This window comes from Pseudomonas sp. J452 (assembly GCF_024666525.1).
Lineage (GTDB): Bacteria > Pseudomonadota > Gammaproteobacteria > Pseudomonadales > Pseudomonadaceae > Aquipseudomonas.
In genome coordinates, this window is sequence record NZ_CP088294.1 from 2,196,843 (window position 1) to 2,220,122 (window position 23,280).

Annotated in this window: 19 protein-coding genes and 3 pseudogenes; 18 read left to right on the top strand and 4 right to left on the bottom strand. The window is 64.0% G+C overall.

Features of this window, described 5'->3' with window-relative positions; all coding sequences use genetic code 11:
* Nucleotides 1-303: 303 nt before the first annotated feature.
* The 15 genes and pseudogenes from LRS11_RS22485 to LRS11_RS09995 all read left to right on the top strand — a co-directional run.
* Nucleotides 304-879, top strand: a pseudogene (locus tag LRS11_RS22485) (methyl-accepting chemotaxis protein); the annotation flags it as partial.
* Nucleotides 880-913: 34 nt separating this feature from the next.
* On the top strand, nucleotides 914-1,282 hold the full coding sequence (locus LRS11_RS09935; RefSeq protein ID WP_182834340.1) for a response regulator: 369 nt from the start codon (nucleotides 914-916) through the stop codon (nucleotides 1,280-1,282).
* A gap of 10 nt (nucleotides 1,283-1,292) precedes the next feature.
* Entirely contained in the window at nucleotides 1,293-1,631 is a 339-nt protein-coding gene (locus tag LRS11_RS09940; protein WP_260496654.1) for a lipid asymmetry maintenance protein MlaB, read from the top strand.
* Nucleotides 1,628-3,868 (top strand): chemotaxis protein CheA, encoded by a 2,241-nt coding sequence (locus tag LRS11_RS09945; protein WP_260496655.1) that lies wholly within the window; start codon nucleotides 1,628-1,630, stop codon nucleotides 3,866-3,868. Before LRS11_RS09940 ends, LRS11_RS09945 begins: the two co-directional genes overlap by 4 nt.
* A gap of 33 nt (nucleotides 3,869-3,901) precedes the next feature.
* A pseudogene (locus LRS11_RS22490) lies at nucleotides 3,902-4,381 on the top strand (MCP four helix bundle domain-containing protein); the annotation flags it as partial.
* A gap of 12 nt (nucleotides 4,382-4,393) precedes the next feature.
* A pseudogene (locus LRS11_RS22495) lies at nucleotides 4,394-5,390 on the top strand (methyl-accepting chemotaxis protein); the annotation flags it as partial.
* Between the two features lie 188 nt (nucleotides 5,391-5,578).
* Nucleotides 5,579-6,091, top strand: a complete 513-nt coding sequence (locus LRS11_RS09955) for a chemotaxis protein CheW (protein WP_260496895.1) — start codon at nucleotides 5,579-5,581, stop codon at nucleotides 6,089-6,091.
* A 7-nt stretch (nucleotides 6,092-6,098) separates the two neighbouring features.
* Nucleotides 6,099-6,941, top strand: a complete 843-nt coding sequence (locus LRS11_RS09960; protein WP_260496657.1) for a CheR family methyltransferase — start codon at nucleotides 6,099-6,101, stop codon at nucleotides 6,939-6,941.
* Nucleotides 6,938-7,441 (top strand): chemotaxis protein CheD, encoded by a 504-nt coding sequence (locus LRS11_RS09965; RefSeq protein ID WP_260496658.1) that lies wholly within the window; start codon nucleotides 6,938-6,940, stop codon nucleotides 7,439-7,441. Before LRS11_RS09960 ends, LRS11_RS09965 begins: the two co-directional genes overlap by 4 nt.
* A complete protein-coding gene (locus LRS11_RS09970; RefSeq protein WP_260496659.1) occupies nucleotides 7,441-8,505 on the top strand; it encodes a chemotaxis response regulator protein-glutamate methylesterase in 1,065 nt (354 codons plus the stop codon). The genes LRS11_RS09965 and LRS11_RS09970 overlap by 1 nt, the downstream gene beginning before the upstream one ends.
* Before the next feature lie 13 nt (nucleotides 8,506-8,518).
* Nucleotides 8,519-9,751: an EAL domain-containing protein gene (locus LRS11_RS09975; RefSeq protein WP_260496660.1), complete on the top strand. Its 1,233-nt coding sequence runs from the start codon at nucleotides 8,519-8,521 to the stop codon at nucleotides 9,749-9,751.
* A gap of 567 nt (nucleotides 9,752-10,318) precedes the next feature.
* Complete coding sequence (locus LRS11_RS09980) at nucleotides 10,319-11,440, top strand: aromatic ring-hydroxylating dioxygenase subunit alpha (protein WP_260496661.1); 1,122 nt, start codon at nucleotides 10,319-10,321, stop codon at nucleotides 11,438-11,440.
* Between the two features lies 1 nt (nucleotide 11,441).
* The gene (locus LRS11_RS09985) at nucleotides 11,442-12,887 is read left to right on the top strand and encodes an NAD-dependent succinate-semialdehyde dehydrogenase (protein WP_260496662.1); all 1,446 of its coding nucleotides are present in this window, start codon (nucleotides 11,442-11,444) and stop codon (nucleotides 12,885-12,887) included.
* A 64-nt stretch (nucleotides 12,888-12,951) separates the two neighbouring features.
* Nucleotides 12,952-13,923: a PDR/VanB family oxidoreductase gene (locus tag LRS11_RS09990; RefSeq protein ID WP_260496663.1), complete on the top strand. Its 972-nt coding sequence runs from the start codon at nucleotides 12,952-12,954 to the stop codon at nucleotides 13,921-13,923.
* Between the two features lie 150 nt (nucleotides 13,924-14,073).
* Nucleotides 14,074-15,042, top strand: a complete 969-nt coding sequence (locus LRS11_RS09995; RefSeq protein WP_260496664.1) for a PAS domain-containing protein — start codon at nucleotides 14,074-14,076, stop codon at nucleotides 15,040-15,042.
* 222 nt (nucleotides 15,043-15,264) lie between these two features.
* Here the strand turns inward: LRS11_RS09995 and LRS11_RS10000 are convergent, their stop codons facing one another.
* The 3 genes from LRS11_RS10000 to LRS11_RS10010 all read right to left on the bottom strand — a co-directional run bounded on the left by LRS11_RS10000 (nucleotide 15,265) and on the right by LRS11_RS10010 (nucleotide 18,927).
* Entirely contained in the window at nucleotides 15,265-16,359 is a 1,095-nt protein-coding gene (locus tag LRS11_RS10000) for a polyamine ABC transporter substrate-binding protein (RefSeq protein WP_260496665.1), read from the bottom strand.
* 125 nt (nucleotides 16,360-16,484) lie between these two features.
* Nucleotides 16,485-16,850 (bottom strand): cupin domain-containing protein, encoded by a 366-nt coding sequence (locus tag LRS11_RS10005; RefSeq protein WP_260496666.1) that lies wholly within the window; start codon nucleotides 16,848-16,850, stop codon nucleotides 16,485-16,487.
* A gap of 16 nt (nucleotides 16,851-16,866) precedes the next feature.
* A complete protein-coding gene (locus tag LRS11_RS10010; protein ID WP_260496667.1) occupies nucleotides 16,867-18,927 on the bottom strand; it encodes an FAD-dependent oxidoreductase in 2,061 nt (686 codons plus the stop codon).
* A 259-nt stretch (nucleotides 18,928-19,186) separates the two neighbouring features.
* Between LRS11_RS10010 and LRS11_RS10015 the strand changes: the two genes are divergently transcribed.
* The 3 genes from LRS11_RS10015 (at nucleotide 19,187) to LRS11_RS10025 (ending at nucleotide 22,047) form a co-directional block, all read left to right on the top strand.
* Entirely contained in the window at nucleotides 19,187-19,726 is a 540-nt protein-coding gene (locus LRS11_RS10015) for a helix-turn-helix domain-containing protein (RefSeq protein WP_260496668.1), read from the top strand.
* Between the two features lie 236 nt (nucleotides 19,727-19,962).
* Nucleotides 19,963-21,057: an extracellular solute-binding protein gene (locus LRS11_RS10020; protein WP_260496669.1), complete on the top strand. Its 1,095-nt coding sequence runs from the start codon at nucleotides 19,963-19,965 to the stop codon at nucleotides 21,055-21,057.
* 351 nt (nucleotides 21,058-21,408) lie between these two features.
* Entirely contained in the window at nucleotides 21,409-22,047 is a 639-nt protein-coding gene (locus tag LRS11_RS10025; protein WP_260496670.1) for a TetR family transcriptional regulator C-terminal domain-containing protein, read from the top strand.
* Nucleotides 22,048-22,272: 225 nt separating this feature from the next.
* Here the strand turns inward: LRS11_RS10025 and LRS11_RS10030 are convergent, their stop codons facing one another.
* Nucleotides 22,273-23,157 (bottom strand): DMT family transporter, encoded by an 885-nt coding sequence (locus LRS11_RS10030; RefSeq protein ID WP_260496671.1) that lies wholly within the window; start codon nucleotides 23,155-23,157, stop codon nucleotides 22,273-22,275.
* Between the last annotated feature and the right edge of the window lie 123 nt (nucleotides 23,158-23,280).

Here is a 23,280-nt window from a genome sequence, read left to right on the forward strand (position 1 = left end):
GATGCCGTACTGCCACTCTGGGTACGCCATATCGAGCTGGTGCAGGGCCAGACCTACCAGGCAGCCGAAGGCCTGACCTCGAAATTCATCGGCATGAGCCAGCAGATCCACCAGGTACTCGACCTCGGCGGCGGTGAGGACGGCGCCGGGGTGTTCGAGGTGCTGCGCCATGCCCAGATCGAACTGCCGCGTGCGGTAAAGATGCTCGATGACACCAGTGAAGAGCGCCAGCGCTTCCTGGTCGAGATCCGCGAGCTGAGCGGCTTCGTCGGCGAATTGCACGGCATGGCCGAAGACGTGGCCAAGATCGCCTCGCAGACCAACCTGCTGGCCCTCAATGCGGCGATTGAAGCGGCACGGGCTGGCGAGTCCGGGCGCGGCTTCTCGGTGGTCGCCGACGAGGTGCGCAAGCTGTCGTCGATGTCTGGGGAAACCGGGGCGAAGATCACCGAAAAAGTACAGGTCATGGGCCGCTCGATGGAGTCCATGGTGGCGCGGGCCGAGCAGATGGACACCGTCAGCCAGAGCACTATCCAGGCTGCAGAAAATATCGTCGGGCAGGTACTCAGCGAACTGGCGGCGGGCGTCAGCCAGCTCGAGCAGCGCCTGCAAATGCTGCAGAGCAACAGCCGCGAGGTCGAACACACGGTCAACGCGGTGCTGGTCGACCTGCAGTTCCAGGACCGGGTCAGCCAGATCATTTCCCACATTACCGACGACATCCAGCGCCTGCAGGGCTGCATGGGTGATGAGCGGGTGCCCTCCAGTGGCGAGTGGCTGAAACGCCTGGAGTCCAGCTATACCACGCTGGAGCAGCAGCGTGCGCACAGCGGGCAGGCTGCAGGGGGCGTGGAGCAGTCCTCCGTCACTTTCTTCTGAACACACACATCTGAACGGAAACAGGGATCAAGTCATGGGCAAGACCGTATTGGTGGTGGACGACTCGACGAGTTTTCGCCAGGTCGTCGGCATCGCGCTCAAGGGTGCCGGCTACGACGTGCTGGAAGCCTGCGATGGCAAGGATGCGCTGAGCAAACTGGATGGGCGCAAGATCAACCTGATCGTCTCCGACGTGAACATGCCGAACATGGACGGCATCACCTTCGTCAAATCGGCCAAGCTGCTGCCGGCCTACAAGTTCACCCCGGTGATCATGCTCACCACCGAGGCTGGCGAGGCGAAGAAGGCCGAAGGCAAGGCCGCCGGGGTGCGTGCCTGGGTGGTCAAACCCTTCCAGCCGCCGGTACTGCTGGATGCCGTGTCCAAGCTGATCCTGCCTTAACGGTGAGCGCATGAGCGAAATCAGTGGTCGTGAGGAAGGCGGGCGATTTATCGCCGCCGTGCAGGGCGAGTTCAATATCTACAATGCCGCCGAGCTCAAGGATGAGTTGCTGGGGTTGCTGGGCAGCCATAAGCAACTCGATATCGACCTCGGTGCGGTCGAGGATTTCGACAGCAGCGGCGTACAGATCCTCCTGATGCTCAAGCGCGAGGCTCAGCGCCAGAAACGCAACCTGACTTTCGTGCAGCACGCGCCGAGCGTGCGCGAGGTGCTCGACCTGCTCAACCTGGTTGCCGAACTGGGCGATCCGCTGGTCATCCCGCTGGACGCCGCTGGAGCTCGCCCATGAATCTGGATCAAGCCCGTGGTGCCCTGGTGCAGGAAGGCCGTGAACTGCTCACGGCGATGGAAGACGCGCTGCTGGAAATCGAGAGCGACGGCTACAACAGCGAGCGGGTCAATGCGATTTTTCGGGCCGCGCATACCATCAAGGGTTCGGCAGGGCTGTTCGGCCTGGAGTCGCTGATCAACTTCACCCATGTGGTGGAAAGCCTGCTGGATGAGGTGCGCAACGGCGAGCAAATCCTCGACGGAGCGATGCTCTCGCTGCTGCTGACCTGTGGCGACTATATAGGCAGCCTGCTTACGGCGGTCGAGGAACGCAGCGAGGCCAATGAGCCCAATCCGGCGTTGCGTGAGCACCTGCTCAGCCAGTTGAACGACTACCTGCAACCGGCCGTCGAGGCAGTTGCGGCGCCAGCGGAAGAAAGCACGGAACGCCCGGAAAGCACCGCGGTGTCGTCGGTGCAGGCCGCTACCGGGCGGGTCGATGTCATGGAGGGCGAGGCGGTTAGCAGTGACCTCTGGCACATCTCCTTGCGGCCCAATAGCGACGTGCTGCGCAGCGGTATGGATCCGCTGTCGTTCCTGCGTTACCTGGGCAAACTGGGGCGCATCGTCTACATCCACACGCTGACCGATCAGGTGCCGGACGCCGCCGGCTTCGATGCCGAGACCAGTTACCTGGGCTATGAGCTGGAGTTCGAGTCCAGCGCCAGCAAGCAGGAAATCGAGGATGCCTTCGAGTTCATCCGCGAAGACAGTCAGCTGCTCATTCTGCCGCCGCACAGCGCCATCGATGCCTTTATCAAACTGATCTCCAGCCTGCCGGAAGCGCCGGGGCGCCTAGGGGAGATGCTGGTGCGCAGCGGTGCGCTGACCACCCACGAGCTGCAGCGCGTGCTGGAGCGGCAGAGCAGTGGTCGGCAGCCGGCACCGCCGCTGGGCACCCTGCTGGTCGAGGAACAGCTGGTGGCGCCGCCGGTGGTCTCGGCGGCCCTGCACAAGCAGAAACAGAGCGAAGAAAAACGCAGCCAGGAGCAGGTGTTCATCAAGGTCGAAGTGGGCAAGCTCGACCAGTTGATCAACCTGGTCGGCGAGCTGGTGATCGCCGGTGCCGCGGCCAGCCTGTCGCTGCGCCAGGGCGATCCGGCCGCCATGGCCGAGGCCAACGAAGGCGTCGCCACTCTGGTGGAACATATCCGCGACGCTTCGCTGTCGCTGCGCATGGTCGCTATCGGCGAAGTGTTCCAGCGCTTCCCGCGGGTGGTGCGCGATATCAGCAAGGAACTGGGCAAGGACATCGAGCTGCTGATCACCGGCGCCGACACCGAGCTGGACAAGTCCATGGTCGAGAAGCTCGCCGATCCGCTGATGCATATCGTGCGCAATGCCATGGACCACGGCATCGAGCCGTCCGAGTTACGCCAGATCAGCGGCAAGACTGCGCGCGGCCTGCTGCGCCTGAATGCCTTCCACGAGTCGGGCAGCATCGTCATCGAAGTCAGCGACGACGGCCGTGGCCTGGATCGCGACAGGATCCTCGCCAAGGCCATCGAGAAAGGGCTGGTGCAGGCCGACCAGGTGCTGAGTGACGCCGAAGTCTATCGGCTGATTTTTGAGCCCGGTTTCTCCACTGCCGCGCAGGTGACCAACCTGTCCGGACGTGGCGTGGGCATGGATGTGGTGCGGCGCAACATCGAGCAGCTGCGTGGCGAGGTCGAGGTGCTCAGCGAGTTTGGCCAGGGCAGCACGGTGCGCATCCGCCTGCCGCTGACCCTGGCGATCATCGATGGCTTCCAGGTCAAGGTGGCTGGCGAGGTATTCGTCCTGCCGCTGGATCAGGTCATCGAGTGTGTCGATCTGGGGGCGCAGCAGGACCTCAACGAACTGTTCAACCTGCGCGGTGAGGCGCTGCCCTATGTGCGCCTGCGCGAGCTGTTCGGCCTGGAGGCCGCTGTCGATGGGCGCGCCAGCCTGGTGGTGCTGCAGTTCGGCGCGAGCCGGGCCGGCGTGGTGGTCGATGAGCTGGTCGGCGAGTTCCAGGCGGTGATCAAGCCGCTCGGACAGATCTTCGCGCGCAACAAGATTCTCAGCGGCTCGACCATCCTCGGTGATGGCAGCGTGGCGTTGATTCTCGATGTCCCCCAACTGATTCATCGGGCCAGTAGCGCCGTTGTCTCGTCGGGCAACCTTAGCAGTGGCCCACTCAAGGCCGAGTCCCCAGCAGTAGTTTCGACCTACTAAAAGGAACGTCAGGAGATGACTATGTTCAGCAACATGAAACTGGCGACCAAGCTGATTCTGGCTTTTCTGGTCGTTGCCACCATCGCCGGGGTTATCGGCTTCATCGGTACCCGCAGTGTCAATGCGGTCAACGACATGATGACTGATATCTACGACAACCAACTGGTGCCGATCGATGACATCGGTAACGTGCGCGTCCACGTTTCCGACAATTTCCGTCGCCTGTACCAGGTGGCGACCCAGCAGGATCCGCTTGCTGCGGAGAAGATCAAGGAAAAAATCCAGGACAGCGACAAGGCCATCGCTGAAGGCTACAAGAAGTACCTGGCGACCGTTTTGTCCCCTGAAGAGCAGGCCGTGGTGCCCAAGCTGGATGCGGCCACCGAGAAATATCACCAGATGACCGACCAGGTCATGCGGCTGCTCGACAATGGCAATCAGCCGCAGGCCTTGGAACTGGTGGGCGGTGAGCTGAACACTGTCTACAACGAGCGCCGTGCGCTGGCAGCTGAGTTGTCGGAGATCATGGCCAGGAATGCCGCTGTCACCAACAAAGCGTCGGATCAGATCGTCGGCAATATCATGACCCTGCTGACCGGCCTGATGATCGGCGGCTTCATTATCTCCCTGGCCCTGGGTCTGCTGGTGACCCGCGTGATCGTGCGTCAACTGGGTGGTGAACCGGCCTATGCCGCCGAAGTGGTCAGCCGGGTTGCGGCCGGCGACCTGACTGTCGATGTACAACTGCGCCAGGGCGACAACGGCAGCCTGTTGGCCAGCATGCGCCAGATGACCGAAAAGCTGCGCGCCATCATGGGCGATGTCCGGATGACCGCCGACTCCCTGGCCTCGGCCTCCGAGCAGGTCGCCGCCTCGGCCCAGGCACTCAGCCAGAATGCTTCCGAGCAGGCGGCCAACGTCGAGGAGACCAGCGCTTCGGTTGAGGAAATTGCCGCCACCGTGGCGCAGAACAGCGAGAACGCCAGGGTCACCGACGGCATGGCCAGCCAGTCGTCCAAGGACGCGACTGAGGGCGGTGAGGCGGTGCGCGAGATGGTCCAGGCCATGCGCAAGATCGCCGACAAGATCGGCATCATCGACGACATCGCCTACCAGACCAACCTGCTGGCGCTCAACGCAGCGATCGAGGCGGCGCGTGCCGGTGACCATGGCAAGGGCTTCGCCGTGGTGGCTGCCGAAGTACGCAAGCTGGCCGAGCGCAGCCAGGTGGCGGCGCAGGAAATCGGCGGCGTGGCCGGCAGCAGCGTGACCCTGGCCGAGCGTGCCGGGCAACTGCTCGATCAGATGGTGCCGTCGATCCGCAAGACCGCCGATCTGGTGCAGGAAATCTCTTCCGCTTCGCGCGAGCAGAACACCGGTCTTGAGCAGATCAACCTGGCGGTAACCCAGCTGGCGCAGACCACCCAGGTCAATGCCTCGGCCTCCGAAGAGCTGTCGTCCACCTCCGAAGAAATGAGCGGCCAGGCCGTGCAATTGCAGGAAATGATCCAGTTCTTCCAGTTGTCCGAAGGCGCCGCGCGCAGTCAGGGCCATGGCCATACGCCGAGCGTGTCCGGCAAGTCAGCCGGGCGCAAGGCGCCAGCCCGTGCGGCGATGCCGGCGCGGCGCCCGCAGCAGGACGAGTCGGTCGATGAAACGGCATTTACCCGCTTCTAAGGAGGCTGTGCGATGAGCAATTTGCCAGCCCATATGCAGGGCCGCCCGGCGGCTCTGGTGGAGACGCCGTTGACCCAGCAGTTCCTCACCCTGACCCTGGGTGAGGAGCTGTTCGCCCTGCCGATCGAGCATATCCGCGAGATCATCGAGTTCGGCGGGCTCACCGAAATTCCGCTAATGCCGGCGTTTCTGCGCGGGGTGATCAATCTGCGCGGGGCGGTGGTACCGGTGGTCGACCTGGCCGTGCGTTTCGGCCGTGAGCGCACTGCCATCGGCAAGCGCACCTGTATCGTCATCGTCGAGGTGGCTCAGGCCGATAGCCTGCAGCTGCTCGGCATCATCGTCGATGCGGTGAATGAAGTGCTGGCTGTTGAAGGCCATCAGTTGGAGAGTCGCCCGGCGTTCGGTGCGCGGATCCGTGCCGACTTCATCGCCGGGATCCTCAAGCAGAACGAGCAGTTCATCATCGTTCTGGATATTCCCCAGGTGCTGTCACTCGATGAGCTGGCGGACCTGGTCGGCACTCTTGATCAGGCGACGGTGTGAGTAGGTGATGGCTGACGGCGGTGTGGCGATGAAGTCCGGGCTGGATATCGTGCTGAGCGAGGCGGAGTTTCGCCTGCTGCAACAGCTGTTTTACGACCGTGTGGGCATCCAGTTGCCGCCGGTGAAGAAACCGCTGATCTGCGGACGCCTGTCCAAGCGCCTGAGCGCGTTGCGCATGCACAGCTACAAGCAGTATTACCAGCACCTGATCTCCTCGCAGGGTTCGGCAGAGCTGGAGGTGGCGATCGACCTGATCACCACCCATGAAACCTACTTTTTCCGCGAGCCCAAGCACTTCGACTTCCTCCAGCAGAAAATCCTCCCGGCGCTGGCGGCGCAGCCAGACTTCCGGGTATGGAGTGCGGCCAGCTCCACCGGCGAGGAGGCCTACACGCTGGCCATGTTGCTCGATAGCGGCCGGCCGCACCGGCCCTGGAGCGTGGTCGCCACCGATGTCAGCCAGCAGGTGCTGGCCGATGCCCGCCGTGGCCTGTATGTCATGGCGCGCGGCGATAAGATCCCGCCGCACTATCTGAAGCGTTACTGCCTGCGTGGGCGGGATCGCTATGAAGGCTACTTTCTGGTGGAACCGGCCTTGCGCGAGCGGGTCGAGTTCCGCCCGGGCAACCTGACCAAGTCGGCACCGGAGCTGGGCCTGTTCGACCTGATTCTGCTGCGAAATGTATTGATCTACTTCGATGTACCGACCAAGCATCAGGTGCTGAAGAATGTGGTCGACCGCCTCAAACCCGGTGGTTTTCTGATGGTCGGGCACTCCGAGGCGCTGCACGACACTCAGCAACCGCTGGAGTTGGTCAGCTCGTCGATCTACCGCAAGGTGGCGCGATGAGCGGAAAGCGCTTCCTCAATCCCGGCGGCTGGTATTTCGGCGGGGGCGATTTGCGCGTGGAAACCCTGCTTGGGCCCTGTGTCTCGATCGTGCTGTGGTTCCCTGAAGTGCGTAAAGGTGGCATGTGCCATTTCCAGCTGCCAGGCAAGCGCCGGGTGACCGAGCATGCCCGCGACCTGGATGGCCGTTATGGCGGTGAGGCCTGGATCTGGCTCAAGCAGCAGACCCGGGTACATGCCCTGAATCTGCAGGACGCCGAGGTCAAGCTGTTTGGTGGCTCGCGCAGTCTGAACAACCCTGGCTCATCCATGCGCCAGGAGATTGGGGCGCAGAACATCGAATTCGTCGAAAGGCTGATGGAGGAAACCAGGGTGCGAGTGGTTGGGCGCGATCTGGGCGGCGATGGCTATCGCTACCTGCGTTTCGATCTGGCGACCGGTGAAGTCTGGGTGCGCCGCGGCGGGGCGTTGAATATCAAGGCGCTCGAGGAAATGCAGTAATGACCATCAAGGTAATGATTGTCGATGACTCGGCGGTAATGCGTGAGGTGATGCAGCAGTTGCTGGCGCCGCACAAGGATATCGAGGTGGTAGGCGCGGCCATGGATCCGCTGCTGGCCATGCAGAAAATGCAGACGGTCTGGCCGGATGTGATCCTGCTCGATGTGGAAATGCCGCGCATGGACGGCATCACCTTCTTGCGCCAGATCATGGCGACCCGGCCGACGCCGGTGGTGATCTGCTCGACCCTGACCGAAAAGGGCGCCGATATCACCTTGCAGGCTTTGTCTGCCGGGGCGGTGGAGGTCATCACCAAGCCGACCATGGGCCTGCGCGACTTCCTCAAGGACAGCGCCCAGGAAATGCTCACCGCCATCCGCACGGCGGCCAGGGCGCGGGTCAAGCCCAGCTTGCCGACTACGCTGAAGAAAGAGGAAAAGCTCAGCGCCGACGTGCTGGTCAATTTGCCGACTAGCAGCGGACTGCTGAATCAGCGCACCACCGAGAAGATTGTGCTGCTGGGAACCTCCACCGGCGGCACCCAGGCGTTGGAGGCGGTGCTGTGCGAATTGCCGGCGAACAGCCCGGCTATCGCCATTGTCCAACACATGCCGGAAAAATTTACCCGCAGTTTCGCCGAACGCCTCGACTCGCTGTGTGCCATCGAGGTCCGTGAGGCCCAGGATGGTGACCGCATGCTGCCAGGGCGGGCGCTGATCGCACCGGGTGGTCGACATATGCTGATCAAACGCAGCGGAGGGCAGTATTTCGTGGAGGTCAAGGATGGTCCGTTGGTCAGTCGTCACCGCCCGTCGGTAGATGTGCTGTTCCGCTCCGCAGCGGTGCAGGCTGGGCGCAATGCCCTGGCGGTGATCATGACGGGTATGGGCGACGATGGCGCGCGAGGCCTCAAGGAGTTGCATGAAGCCGGTGCGCGAACCTTTGCCCAGGACGAAGAAAGTTGCGTGGTGTTCGGTATGCCAAAAGAGGCTATCAAGTTGGGAGGCGTGGAGGAGATTGTCGCGCTGGACGAAATTCCCCGGGTAGTGATGAGCTGGCGATGAAGAGGCGATTGCAATGATTCCGAACAGATTGCCCCAGCACCTGCTGGTGGTCGATGACAGCGAACTGCAGCGCCAGTTCATGGCTGAGTTGTGTAGCGACATGGGCATTCCCCATGTATTGCAGGCCGTGGATGGCCACGATGCGGTGGCTCAGTTGAAGACCAACCCACAGATCGAGGCGATTATCCTCGACCTGGAAATGCCTGGTATGGATGGCGTGGAAGTGCTCCACGAGATGGCGCGGTTGCAGCTCGATCCAGCTGTGATAGTGGCCAGCGCGCGGGAAAGCGTGCTGCTCAATGTGGTCGAAAGCATGGGCAAGAGCCTGGGCTTGCGTCTGCTGGGGGTGCTACAGAAACCGGTGCTGTTCGAGCAGCTGGCTTCCAGCCTGAGTCGCTTTTCCGTTGTGCAGCAGCGTGCCGAGTATAACGAGTCCCAGGTGGCTGGGCCGCAGCTGGACGAGCAGGATATCCAGCGCGCCCTGCGCGAGGGTGAGTTTGTCGCCTACTTCCAGCCCAAGGTGAGCCTGCTCGATGGCCAGCTCAAGGGCGTCGAGGCCCTGATCCGCTGGCAGCATCCGCAGCATGGCTTGCTCGCTCCCGTGCATTTCATCGAGCTGATCGAACGCAGCCAGTACATCTCCGAAGTCACCCTGCAGATGCTCGACATGTCCCTGCAGCATTGCCGGCGCTGGCACGATGCCGGCCTGCCGCTGAGCTTCTCGATCAACGTCTCGGCCCGTTCCCTGGCCGACTCCAAGCTGGCCGATGCGATCATCGAACGGGTCATGGCCAGTGGCATCCCAACTCACCATGTGATTCTGGAAATCACCGAGAGCGCCATCATGGTCGACCTCGGTATCACCCTGGGCACCCTGGCGCGCCTGCGCCTGAAGGGCTTCGGCCTGTCGGTGGACGACTACGGCACCGGCTTCTCCTGCATGCTGCAGCTGTCGCGGGTGCCGTGCTCGGAATTGAAGGTGGATCGCGCCTTCGTCAATGGTGCGAGCCAGAGCCTGCACCTGCGCATCCTCCTGGAGAGCGCCCTGGACATCGCTCGCAAGCTCAATCTGCACGTGGTGGCCGAAGGCGTGGAAACCCGCGAGGACTGGATGCTGCTGCGCAACCTCGGCTGTGGCGAGGCGCAGGGCTACTTCGTGGCCAAGCCCATGCCCGGTGATGCCTTGCAGCCATGGTGGCGCGCCAATCGCGAGCGTATTCAGGTACTCGGCGCCGTCGTCGAGTGATCGCGCCCTCGCGGGCAGCGGCTCCCCGCTGCCCGCGAGGGCTCGTGTGGCCACGCAGTGCGCTGCGGGCTCCCGCCCAAGGCGCCGAGCCTCCAGGTTGAGGTCAGTCATCTTCTCCATGCCTCACCGGACAGCACGGCCGTGCTGGCGTCGTGCTTGCCCCCGAGTTAGCCGTCGATAAAGCGTGCCGTCAGGCGCCACTGAGCGACAACTGCATTCAGCCCGCGCACCCCGTCCAGCACCCGCAGGGCGAGCAAGCGCACCTCCCAACGTCAATCCCAGAACTCGAGCATGGTCAGCTTTGTCCGTTGGTGCGCCGTCGTGCGCACGTACCGATCCGCCAGACGGTATTGCGCCGAGTAATGGACTGGAGCAAAATGTTAACTAAAGGTTGTTGTTAACTATAAGTTAACTGATTGTTTCTACGCACTGGGCTGCTGAAGTGCCGACTGTAGAAATCATCAGCCGCCCTGCGTCAGGTATGTCCATGTCATGCCTGTTAACTGAAGGTAAACAAGCTCCCGTTGGTTGTAGTGATTGCTAACCCTGCTCGCCGAGGAGTGTGTGATGAACGAATTTACCAAGCTGGCCCCTGATTTCTGCGCCAACCCCGAAGTGGCTTACACCCTGCCGGCCAGCTATTACAGCGACCCACGGGTGTTCGACTTCGAGAAGGAGAAGATCTTCGCCAACAGCTGGATCTGCCTGGCCCACCGCAGCGAAGTCGCCGAGAGCAATGCCTACATCACCCGCGAGGTGATAGGCGAGAGCATCATCGTCGTGCGTGGCCGCGATGGCGTGCTGCGCGCCTTCTACAACGTCTGCCCGCACCGTGGCCACCAGTTGCTGCAGGGCAGCGGCAAGGCCAAGAACGTCATCACCTGCCCCTATCACGCCTGGACCTTCAAGCTCGACGGCGAGCTGGCCCATGCGCGCAACTGCGAGAACGTGGCCGAGTTCGACAAGGACAACTCCAGCCTGGTGCAGCTCAAGGTCGAGGAATACGCCGGCTTCGTCTTTATCAACATGAACCCGGAGGCCGGCCCGGTCGCCGAGCAGTTGCCCGGTTTGGACGAACGCCTGCGCCAGGCCTGCCCGGTGGTGGACGAGCTGCACCTGGCGGCGCGCTTCGCCACCGACACCCCGGCCAACTGGAAGTCCATCGTCGACAACTACATGGAGTGCTACCACTGCGCGCCGGCGCACCCGGGCTTTGCCGACTCGGTGGACGTGGGCCAATACAGCCACAGCCTGCACGGCAACTGGACCCTGCAATACGGCCTGGCCAAGCCGTCGGAGAAGTCCTTCAAGTTCGACGAATCGATCAAGGACGCCTCCTTCAGCGGTTTCTGGGCCTGGCCCTGCACCATGTTCAACGCGCCGCCCGGCGGCAATTTCATGACCGCGATCTACGAGTTCCCGATCGACGCGGAAACCACCCGCCAGCACTACGACATCTACTTCCTCAACCAGGACATCACTCCCGAGCAGCAGGCGCTGATCGAGTGGTACCGCGACGTGTTCCGCCCGGAAGACCTGCGCCTGGTGGAGAGCGTGCAGAAGGGCCTGAAGTCCCGCGGCTACCGCGGCCAGGGGCGGATCATGACCGACCGCCAGCGCAGTGGCATCAGCGAGCACGGCATCGCCCACTTCCACAACCTGATCGCCGTCACCCACCTGGATCGCTGATATGCAGCTGCATGACTCCCACCTGTTACGCCAGCAGGCCTATATCGACGGCGCCTGGTGCGCGGCCGACAGCGGCGCGACCCTGGACGTGCACGACCCGGCCAGCGGCGCGCTGCTCGGCACGGTACCGCTGATGGGCGCGGCCGAGGCCGAGCGGGCGATCCTCGCGGCGCAGGCGGCACTACCGGCCTGGCAGGCGCTGACTGCCGGCGAGCGCGCGCGCATCCTGAGGCGCTGGCACGACCTGCTGCTGGCGCACGAGGCCGACCTGGCGCTGCTGATGACCCTGGAGCAGGGCAAGCCGCTGGCCGAGGCGCGCGGCGAGATCGCCTATGCCGCGTCCTACATCGAGTGGTTCGCCGAGGAGGCCAAGCGCGTCTACGGCGACCTGATTCCCGGCGCGGCGGACAAGCGCCTGCTGGTGCTCAAGCAGGGCATCGGCGTGTGTGCGGCGATCACCCCGTGGAACTTCCCGGCGGCGATGATCACCCGCAAGGTCGCCCCGGCCCTGGCCGCCGGCTGCTGCATGGTACTCAAACCGGCCAACGAGACGCCGTTCTCCGCGCTGGCCCTGGCCGCCCTGGCCGAGCGCGCCGGAGTGCCGCCCGGAGTGTTCAGCGTGGTCACCGGCGATGCCCAGGCCATCGGCGTGCAGCTCACCGGCCACCCGCTGGTGCGCAAGCTCAGCTTCACCGGCTCGACCCCGGTCGGCCGCCTGCTGATGGCGCAATGCGCGCCGACCATCAAGAAGGTCTCCCTGGAGCTGGGTGGCAACGCGCCCTTTATCGTCTGCGCCGATGCCGATCTGGACGCCGCGGTGGAAGGGGCGATCGCCGCCAAGTTCCGCAATGCCGGGCAGACCTGCGTGTGCGTCAACCGCTTCTATATCCATGAGTCGCTGTATGCGGCCTTCGCCGAGCGCTTCGTCGCCCGCGTGCGTGAGTTGCGTGTCGGCCCTGGCTGCGCAGCCGGCAGTCAGATCGGCCCGCTGATCAGCACCAAGGCGCTGGCCAAGGTGCGCGGCCTGATTGCCGACGCCCTGGCGCAGGGCGCGACCCTGCTGGCGGGCGGCGACGTGCATGAGCTGGGCGGTTGCTTCCTCGAACCCACGGTGCTGGGGGATGTGCGGCCGGGCATGCAGTTGCTCGACGAGGAAATCTTCGGCCCGTTGGCAGCGTTGCAGCGTTTCACCTGCGAAGCCGAGGTGCTGCAGCAGGCCAACGCCACGCCCTATGGCCTGGCTGCCTATTTCTACAGCCGCGATATCGCCCGCGTTTGGCGCCTGGCCGAGGCCCTGGAGTTCGGCATGGTCGGCATCAATACCGGGGCGATCTCCAGCGAGGCCGCGCCGTTTGGCGGATGGAAACAGTCCGGTCTGGGCCGCGAAGGCTCCAGGTACGGCATCGATGACTATCTGGAAATGAAATACCTGTGCCTGGCCGTGTAAGCGGCGCGGTTCGGGTTCAATGCGGCGGCGCCTGCGTCGCCCAGTGCCACAGCGGAGGTAAGCCATGGCCAGCAAATACGAAATGATCAAGGTGCGGGTGAGCGCGGTCGAGCAACTGACGCCGCTGATCAAACGCTTCAGCCTGGTACGCGCGGATGGTCAGGCGCTGCCGGAGTTTACCGGCGGCAGTCACATCATCGTGCAGATGCAGGGCGCCGACGGGCGCCAGTTCAGCAACGCCTACTCGCTGCTCAGCGACCCGGCCGACACCCGCAGCTACCAGATCGGTGTGCGCCTGGAGGAGCAATCCAAGGGCGGCTCGGCCTTTATGCACAGGAACGTGGAAGTCGGCAGCGAGCTGAGTATTTCCACGCCGAACAACCTGTTCGCCCTCGACCCGGCGGCGGGCCAGCATGTACTGATCGCCGGCGGCATCGGCATCACCCCGTTCCTCGCCCAGCTGCACGAGCTGCGCGCTCAGGGTGGTCGTTACGAGCTGCACTACGCCTTCCGCAGCCCGGAACATGGCGCCTTCCAGGCCGAGCTGAGCGAGGGGCCGCATGCCGAGCATGTGCGCTTCTATATCGACAGCCTGGGCCGCCAGCTCGACCTGCAGCAGTTGATCGGCGGCCTGGCGAGCGATGCGCACCTGTATGTGTGCGGGCCGAAACCGCTGATCGATGCGGTGATCGCCCAGGCCAAGCGCCAGGGCGTGGCCGACAGCCGCGTGCACTGGGAGCAGTTCGCCACGGCGCCGGCGGCCGGTGGCGCGTTCACCCTGGTGCTGGCCCGCTCCGGCCGCGAGCTGCAGGTGGAGGAGGGCATCAGCATCCTGCAGGCGATCGAGAAGACCAACGCCGCCCAGGTCGAGTGTCTGTGCCGCGAGGGCGTGTGCGGCACCTGTGAGACGCGCATTCTCGAAGGCGAAGTGGAACACTGCGACCAGTACCTCAGCGCCGACGAGAAGGCCGCCCAGCAGACCCTGATGATCTGCGTGTCGCGGGCCCGTGGTGTGCGGCTGGTGCTGGATCTGTAGCCCGGATGCAATCCGGGGGTAGGGCGCCGCCGGTTTTCCCGGATTGCATCCGGGCTACAGCGCGCATCCGGGCCCAATCGGGCGCTGTGTATAATCGGCGCCCGGCCCACCACGGGCCGGCTTTCCACCCGTGCTGAGCAAGGTCGATCAATGGATGCCAACAGCTTCGCCTTCCGCCTCAAGGAACTGCTCGAACACAACCGCCTGAGCCTGCAGGCGGTGGCCAGCGTGCTGGGCATTTCGCGCACCGCGGTGCACAAGTGGACCCGCGGCGGCGAGATCGACGAAGCCAATCTGCGCCGCCTGGCCGACCTGTTGCGGGTCAACTGGATCTGGCTGCGCTACGGCGAACAGACCCAGCAGGACGCCCAGGTGGCTGCGCCGCAGGCCCTGCCGATGACCGATGTGCGGCGCAAGTACACCGCCGAGATCATGGAAAGCGAAGCACGGATGAAGCTGGCGCTGGAGAACGCGCGCATCGTCACCTGGGAATGGAACCTGCTGACCGACGAGGTGAACTATTCGAGCAATGTCGAACAGGTCTATGGCTGGGCACTGAAGCGCAACGAGGAGTTCTGGCCGCTGCTCGAGGCGGCGGACGCCGAGGCCCTGCAGCGCATCTATGCGCGAGCCTTCGAGGATGGTCAGCCGTTCGACAGCGATTTCCGCCTGCGCACCCCCGATGGCGAGTTGCGCTGGATCGCCTCGCGGGCCACGCCGATTCGCGACTCGGCCGGGCGGGTGGTGAAGATGCTCGGCATCAGCATGGACAACACGGCGCGGCGTCAGGCCGAAGAAGGCCAGCGTGCCAGCCGCGAGCTGCTCGAAGCTCTGGGCGCCGGCACCTGGCGCTATGTGCGCGGCAGCGGCGAGCTGGAGTGCGACGCCATTACCCGCAAATTGCTGGGCAAACGCGGCAACGCCCGCCTGAATGATCTCGATACCATGCTGGCTTGCCTGCAGGAACAGCATCGCGCGGCCGTGCAGCAGGCTGTGCAGCAGGCGCCAGCCGGACTGTTTCGCCTCAGCTGCCAACTGCTCGACGGTTCTTCGCTGCAGTTGGCCGGCAAGGTCGCCGAGGACGGCCGCCAGGTGTTTGGCACCCTGCTGCGCGGTTAAAGCCTGCTTACGATCTTTTTTGCATCGCATAGCGGTGTATAGGGCCGTGCGGTGCGCTTTGGCCCCCTCTCCCGTTCACGGGAGAGGGTTGGGGAGAGGGTGCGTTGGCCAATGCCCTCTCCCCCTGCCCCTCTCCCACAAGTGGGAGAGGGGAGTTTGCCGAGATCCGAGGTAGGCGCGAGTCGCAGTTTTTTCCTCTCCCGTAAATGGGAGAAGATCCGTTTACTTCCCGCTCTTGACCCGGTTCCAGCTGCGCGTCTGCAGACGCATCAGCTCGGCGGACTGCGGCTGCAATACCACTAGATGACGCATGGCTTGCGCGCTTGGATGGAGGATAGGGTCGGCGGCGACCTCCGCTGCCATGTGCGCCCGCGAGGCCGGCACGGCGTTGGGGTAGCGCACGTAGTCGGTGATCTGCGCCATCACCTTGGGCTGCAGCAGGTAGTTGATAAAGGTCTCGGCGTTCTGCGGGTGCTTGGCATCGGCCGGGATGGCCAGCATGTCGAAGGCGATCTTGCCGCCCTCTTTCGGTACCAGGTAGCCGATGCGCAGCTCCTTGCCGGCGGTCTTGGCCGCTTCGCTGGCCTGACCGGCATCGCCGGCATAGGCCAGGGCGATGCAGATCTCGCCATTGGCCAGGTCGGCGGTGTGTTTCACCGAATTGAAGTAGGTGATGTAGGGGCGCACCTGCAGCAGCTGCGCCTCGGCCTTGGCGTAGTCCTCGGTGCTGGCGGCGTTGGGGTCGAGGCCCAGGTAGAGCAGCACCGAGTTGAGCACCTCGTCCGGCGAGTCGAGCATGGCCACGCCGCAGCCGGCCAGTTTCTCCATGTAGCGCGGCTCGAACAGCAGGGCCCAGGAGTCGGGGATCTCCTCGCCGAGGGCGGCGCGCACCTTGTCGATGTTGTAGACGATGCCGGTGGAGGCCCACAGATAAGGCACGCCGTACTGGTTGCCAGGGTCGTTGCGCTGCAGTTGCTCCATCAGCTGGCTGTCGAGCTGCTGCAGGTTGGGGATGCGCGCCTTGTCCAGCTTGCGGAACACTCCGGCGCGGATCTGGTGGCTGAGGAAGTGGTTGGACGGTACCACCAGGTCGTAGCCGCTGTTGCCGGGCAGCAGCTTGCCTTCCAGGGTCTCGTTGGAGTCGTAGACGTCGTACACCGGGCGGATGCCGGTATCGCGCTGGAAGTCTTTGAGCACCTGCGGCTCGATGTAGTTGGCCCAGTTGTAGATATTGACCACCGGCTCTTCCTGGCTGGCCTGCACCGTCAGGGTGGCGGAACAGGCCAGGGCCAGTAGGGTTGCTCTGCTCATGCGCATGGGCGGCTCCCGATCTCGTTGTTCTTGGTGCCAGTGTGGCCTTGATATCAGTGCGTGGGGAGGTGCAAGGCGCTTCTGCCCCTCTCCCACTCTTATTATTAGTGAAGAATGGGAGAGGGGCGCGTTCAGGCGGGCGCCCAGGTCACATAGGCCTTGCGCACCAAGCCAAGGTTTTCCCACAGGCCGCGAAAGCCGGCGGCGATGGTGAACTGGCTGCCGGGACCGAAGACCTTGGCGTGGCCCTGCTCATCGGTGAGGCGCACGGTGCCCTGGAGAATGTGGCAGAACTCCTCGTGCTCGGCGACGAATTTTTCGATGCAGGCTTCGCCCTCCCAGACCCCGGCGACGAAGGCGCCGCTGGGGTCGCTGTAGTGGGTCCAGGTTTTGGCCTGGTAGGGCGGGGAGAGCAGATCGGCGTGGTCGATGAGCTCTTCCAGTGGTTTCACCTGGCTGGCGGCGAAGTCGATGACGCTGTCGATGTTTGGGTTCATGGCGGGTTCCTGCTGATCAGCTGTGGACAATGATGCGTTCGCGGCGGAAGGCGATGGCTTCCTCCGACTCTTCCAGCTCGCGTGCGGCCTGGTGGCCGTGGTACACCGCGCTGGCGATGATGCCTGGCGCATGGCAGTCGCCGATGGCACGCAGGGTCTTGATCCCGGCATCGTGCAGCGCCGCCGGGTTGGCCTGCAGATCCAGCAGCAATTGCTCGTTGGGGCTGCGCTCGGTGACCAGCACCACGGCGTCGGTGGCCAGGCGACTGATTCGGTCGGTGTAGCCACAGGCCAGCAGGGCACCTTCGCCGTCCAGTGAATGCAGGCGCTGGTTGGTCAGCAGGGTCACGCCCAGCTCCAGCAGGCGGGCCTGGATGCGGCCCTGCTCCATGGTGTTCTGCGCCCAGGGCGAGACCACCGCGAAGGGCGTCACCAGAGTCACCTTGCAGCCTTTCTTCACCAGCAGCTCGGCGAGTACACCCCCCATATAGAAGGTCTCGTCGTCGAAGATCAGCACCTCGCCCTGGGGCAGGCGGCCGGCCATCAGGTCGTCCGGGGTGTACACGGGGCGATGCTGCAGGCCTTCGATGGCGCGGTGATGAGTGCGGCCGGTGCCGTCGTTGCGCCAGGTCGAGCCGGTGGCCAGCAGCACATGGGCGAAACCGAAGCCGAGCACGTCCTCGGCGCCCAGGCGGCTGTCGCGGTAGATGTCGACCTTGGTGGATTTCTGCAACTGGAGGATGCGGTAGTCGGCCACCCGCCGCCATTCGGCCAGGCCGGGCAGGGCGCCTTCGAGCATCACCCGGCCGCCGAGGGTGTCGCCGGCCTCGGCCAGGGCCACGCTGTAGCCACGCTCGCCGAGGGCGCGCGCCGCTTCCAGCCCGGCCGGGCCGGCACCGACCACCAGCACCGAGTCGTCCGAGCGCTTGGGGTTCATTCGCTCCGGGTGCCAGCCACGGCGCCATTCCTCGCCCATGGTCGGGTTCTGTGTGCAGCGCAGCGGCACGATGTTGTAGTCGGCGGAGACGCAGATATTGCAGCCGATGCACTCGCGGATATCGTCGAGGCGGTCCTCGCGGATCTTGTTCGGCAGGAAGGGATCGGCAATTGACGGGCGCGCCGCGCCGATCAGGTCCATCACCCCGGACTTGATCAGGCGCACCATGGTGTCCGGTGAGGTGTAGCGGCCGACGCCGACCACCGGCTTGCTGGTGACGCGCTTGACGAAGTTGATGTAGGGCTCCTGGAAGCCTTCCTGGGTGAAGCGCGAAGTACCCGAGTCGTTCTCCCAGGAACTGATGTTGACGTCCCACAGGTCGGGGATCTCCGCCAGCATCTCCACCACTTCGCGGCCTTCCTCCTCGCAGCGCAGGCCATCGGCGCCCATCAGTTCGTCGACGGCGAAGCGCAGGGCCACGGCGCAGCGATCGCCGACCGCTTCCTTGGTGTCTTCCAGCACCTCGCGCAGCAGGCGCACGCGGTTGGTCAGCGAGCCGCCGTACTGGTCGGTGCGCTGGTTGTAACGCGGCAGGAGGAACTGCTGGAGGATCGACAGGTTGTGCGCGGCATACACATAGACGATGTCGAAGTCGGCACGCTTGGCGCGCAGGGCGGCGTCGCGGTGCCACTTGCGCAGGTCGCGGATATCGCTGAGCGACATGGCGCGTGCCTGGATTGGCTCATCCAGCACGATCGAGCGGTGCGACGGTGCCAGCGGCGCCATGCGCGAATCCTGGTTGCCGAAGGCCAGGCCCAGGTGCGCCAGCTCGATGCCGGCCAGCGCGCCGTGGGCATGCACGGCTTTGGTCATGGCTTGTACGGCGGGGATGTCGCCGTCGTCCCACAGCTTGCCTTCGGCGTAGGGGCTCTGGTCCGAAGTGGGGTGGATGTCGGTGACCTCGGTGCAGATCGAGCCCCAGCCGCCTTCGGCCTTGATCCCGCGCATGGCGGCCAGCATGTTCGGCCGCAGATGGCCCATGCCGTTGCAGTGCGGCACCTGGAAGAAGCGGTTGGGCGCGGTGACCGGACCGATCTTGACCGGCTCGAAGAGGATGGAATAGCGCGGATCGGTAGGCATGTGCGGTTTCCTCGGCTGCGGTGCGCCTGTGGGCAGGCACCTTGTTGTTATGGGCAGCGCGTTTGCTGTTGTGAAAAATATAAAAACATTTTCATGAAAATGTATATAGAATTTTCACGTTGTTTTGAAATGGCAGCCTCACCGAGGTCTTCGCCATCCTCTAGATTTGTATTGAACGACTGTTCAGTTGATTTTGCAATTCTTCTCTTTCTCTCGGCTGGCATAGAATGGGAGCCTTCGAGCGATGTGGAACAACCTCATGACTGACTCTGGCCTTGGCCTGCGTATCCGCGATCTGCGCAAACGCCGCGGAGTGCGCCTGCAACAGGTGGCGGACCGTATCGGCCGTTCGGTGGGCTTCGTCTCGCAGATCGAGCGGGGCCTGTCGAATCCCAGCATCGAGGATGTCTCGGCCATCGCCGAGCTGCTCGGCGTGGATTACCGCTTCTTCTTCACGCCTACTGCGGAGCCGGCGCACAGCCTGGTGGTGCACCCCGGTGAGCGGCGTTCGCTGAGCTACCGGGGCGGTATCAGCGACCAGCTGCTGTCGCCGCTGATGTCGGGCAAGTTCCATATGCTGTTGACCGAGCTGGAGCCCGGCGCGCGCTCCAGCGACGAGGCCAGTACCCACGCGGGCGAGCAGGGCGGCTACGTGCTGGAAGGCCAGTTGCGCCTGTGGGTGGGCGACGAATGCCTGGAGCTGCGCAGCGGCGACAGCTTCCAGTTTCTCTCCTCAAACCCCCATCACTACCTCAACCCGGGCGACACACCGGCGCGCATTCTCTGGGTTTTTTCCTGATACCAGTGCCCCTGTAAACGCCTCGATAACGCTCTGTAGCCCTTGGCTGGCAAGGCTTACGTGCGTTTGTCGCAAGTTTCTATCGGGCAATTGATTGAACGTTTATTTAGTAGTAGGGTGAAAAAAGACCCGATCCGCTACGGCTGCCTGGTCGAGGGCAGGGGTCGTCGAGGTGCGCCGGCGGTTACGTCGGTCGGCACCATGGCTCACCAGATGCAAGTGCGAGGACAACAACAATGAACGATCGCCGACTTAACCACTGGCTCGCCGGCGCGCTGCTGTCGACCTGCGCCGCAACGGCGCTGGCTTCCAACGAACTGAATATCGTCAACTGGTCCGGCTACGTTTCGCCGGACGCCCTGGACAGCTTCGAGACCAGCCACGCGGTCAAGGTCAAGTACGACGTACTGGACAGCGACGACAGCCTGCAGGCCAAGCTGCTCGGCGGTAACACCGGCTACGACGTGGTCTATCCCTCGTCGACCTTCATGGCCAAGCAGATCGAGGCCGGGGTCTACGAAAAGCTGGACTGGTCGAAGATTCCCAACCGCACCAACCTCGATCCGGGGCTGATGGAGAAGCTGGCCCAGCAGGACCCGCAGAACCAGTACGGCGTGCCTTATGTGTGGGGCACCGACGGCTTGATCGTGAACATGACCAAGGTGCGCGAAATACTCGGCGCGGATGCCAAGATCGACAGCTGGGATCTGATCCTCGACCCGGTCATCGCGCAGAAGCTGAGCCAGTGCGGCATCTCGCTGATGGACTCGGCCAGCGACATGTTCCCCATCGTCCTCGCCCATATGGGTCGCGACCCCAACAGCACCGACGTGGCCGACTACCTGGCCGCTTATGCCGAGCTGAAGAAGGTGCGCCCCTACATCACCCAGTTCAGTACCTCCTACCTCAACGATGTGGTCAGCGGCGACATCTGCATCGCCGCCGGCTGGTCGGGCGATGCCACGGTGATCCAGCAACGCATGGCCGAAGCCAAGCTACCGGACGAGATCGTCTACCTGACGCCCAAGGGTTCCACCGGTGTCTGGTTCACCCTGATGGGCATTCCCAAGGACGCGCCGAACAAGGACAACGCCTACAAGTGGATCAACCACCTGCTGAGCAAGGAAATGGCCGCCAGCACCACCAACCACATCACCTACACCACCGCCGTGCTGATCGCCAAGCCGCTGGTGGCGCCGGAGCTGCAGGCCAGCAACACGGTATTCCCCAGGGACGAGGACATTGCCGCGGCTTTCACCTTCCTGCCCATCGCACCCAAGGTGCAGAAGGTGATGAACAAGTATTGGCTGCGCTTCAAGTCCGATAGCTGAGAGCTGTCTACGATCTGCTGCGCGTCGGCCAGGCGGCGTTGCGATCGGGCTCGGCAAGCCGCTTGCGGCTAACGCGCTTCAGCGCGGCCCGAAGGGCGAGTGAAACGAGTACTGCTCATTTACTGCCAGTAAACTGCGCACCCTCGCCCAATCTCGCCTTGCCTGGCGCTGGCTCGCGAGATCGTAAGCAGGCTCTGAGGTGCCTAGCCGGCCGTGCTGGTCGAGCGTGGCCGTGCTATCGCGCTATCATGTGTGCCGGCTGGTGGCGGCAAGTGGCCCCAGCCGATTTTTTGTCCCCGAATGGATCTGCCTGGCGCTTACGGCCCCGGGCGCAGCAGCGAATAGAGCTCTATGACCAGCATGGAATCGACCCGTCCCAAGCCCAAGCGCAGCAGCGAACCGCGCGTGCGCGAAACCGTCGAAGTGCGGCGCAAGTCGCTGATCCAGGCGGCCATGCGCTCGATCGCCAAGTACGGCTACGCCGGCAGCACCATCGACAAGATCTGCAGCGAGGCCCAGGTCTCGCGCGGGCTGATTAACCATCACTTCCAGAGCAAGGACGAGCTGATCCGCCAGGCCTACCGTGAGCTGTGCGAGGAGTGGAGCTTCCAGACCCGCGACATGTTGCTCAGCGCCGAGCGTGATCCGGAAGACAAGATGCGCTCGATCATCCGCGCCTCCTTCGGCCCGGCCCTGTTCAAGCACGATTACATCGGCATCTGGGTCGGTTTTGTCAGCGTCATCGCCAAGTCGCCGACCCTCAAGCGCCTCAATCGCGAGCTGATTGCCGAAGACATAGTGGCCTACCAGAAGATCTTCGAGGCCATCGCCGCCAAGCGTGGCAAGACCATCAACGCGCGCCTGGCGACCATCACCCTGCTGGCGATGATCGACGGCTTCTGGACCCAGTGGTACCTCGATCCGTCGGCCTTCACCGGCGACGAGGCCGCCCAGGCCTGTTCCGAATACGTCGAGCGCCTTTACTCTTAAGAACCTGTTTACGATGTTTTTTGCCGATACCTACACGGCGAGTGGTGCAGGTACGGAGCGCTGTTGCCCCCTCTCCCGTTCACGGGAGAGGGCTGGGGAGAGGGCTCGTCGGCCAATTCTCTCTCCCCCCAGCCCTCGGTTTGGGCTTCCTGCGTAGAGGGGCGTCGCCGAGATCTGAAACAGGCGCAGAGCCTGTTCAACGTCCCGCACTGGCTCGCTCCGTGACTACGCCTCTGCTACGCGTGCCTGCCGGCTGCTACCTAGCAGAGACAGGCTCGCCGCCGCCAGTACCAGCCCCGCGCCCAGCCACAGGTTCCAGCTCGGCCAGACATCCCAGATCAGATAGCCAAGCAGCAGCGACCAGAGCAGCGAGGAGAACGAGATCGGGCTGGCCAGGGCCAGCGGCAGGCGGCGGATGGCCATGATGTACAGCAGGTTGGCCGCCGCGCCGAGCACGCCGAGCAGCAATAGCAACAGCCAGTCTGTGCTCTGCAGTGGCTGCCACGCCCAGGGCAGCAACAGGACGCAGACCAGCAGCATCAGCAGGTTGTTGCTGGCCATCAGCTCGGCATCGCTGTGGTTGGCCACATTGCGCCGGTAGAGCACCGCAGTCAGCGCCCAGAACACGGGCGTCAGCAGTCCGGGAATCAGCGCCTGCAAGGCTGGCAGACTGGCCAGCGGCGGGCCGGCGATCAACACCCCGGCAAAGCCCAGGGCGCAGGCGAACCAGGCCAGCGGCGCTACTCGTTCGCCGAGCATGGGCCCGGCCAACAGGGTACTGAGCAGCGGGGTGAGGTAATACAGGCTGTACAGCTGGGTCAGGTCGAGGCCGATGGCGGCCGTGTAGAAACAGGCCCAGCCGGCCAGGTTGCACAGGTTCATCGGTAGCAGACGCCACTGCCGGTTGGCATCGCCCAGGCTGGCCAGGGCCGAACGACGGCCCAGGCTCAGGCCGCAGGCCAGGCCGAAGACGCTGCGCATGGCGAGGATCTGCCACACACTGATGCTCGCCACCAGCCACTTGGCCGCCGCATCGCCACCGGCATAGACAAAGTAGGCCAGCAGCAGAAGCAGGATGCCCTGGCGTTGTGCGGGGGAGATCGTGTGCATGGCGGGCCTGCGGAGTGAGTGCGGTTGTACCTGTCCCGGATTGCATCCGGGCTACGAACCATGGGGTAACGAGTTGGCCATGCCCCTCTCCCCCAGCCCCTCGGTTTGGGCTTCCTGCGTCAC